Here is a 352-nt window from a genome sequence, read left to right on the forward strand (position 1 = left end):
CTGCAGGTCTGGCTATCTTCCCAATTATCTTTAGTCATGGTCTCGATCCGGCTTCAGGTCCTGGCCTTATTTTTGTCAGTTTACCGATTGCTTTTGGTAGTATGGGCGCAGGCACAATTCTTGGAACCTTATTCTTCTTATTGATTACCTTCGCTGCTATTACTTCATCTGTCTCTTTACTTGAACCGACGGTTGAGTTCTTGGAAGAGCGGACATCGATGAATCGTATGATGGCCACAGTCGTTGCTAGTACGGTGATTTGGCTACTGGGTGTTGCGGCATTGTTATCGTTTAATCTATGGTCTGAATTTACCATTATGGGTAATGGTATCTTTGATGCTTTAGATAAGCT

1 pseudogene is annotated in these 352 nt (G+C 43.2%); it reads left to right on the forward strand.

Annotated features, from left to right (window positions below):
- Window positions 1–352, forward strand: a pseudogene (locus AAEZ03_RS26320) (sodium-dependent transporter); the annotation flags it as partial.

The organism is Pseudomonas sp. HY2-MNA-CIBAN-0224, from assembly GCF_040310285.1.
In the GTDB taxonomy this organism is placed as follows: domain Bacteria; phylum Pseudomonadota; class Gammaproteobacteria; order Pseudomonadales; family Pseudomonadaceae; genus Aquipseudomonas; species Aquipseudomonas helleri.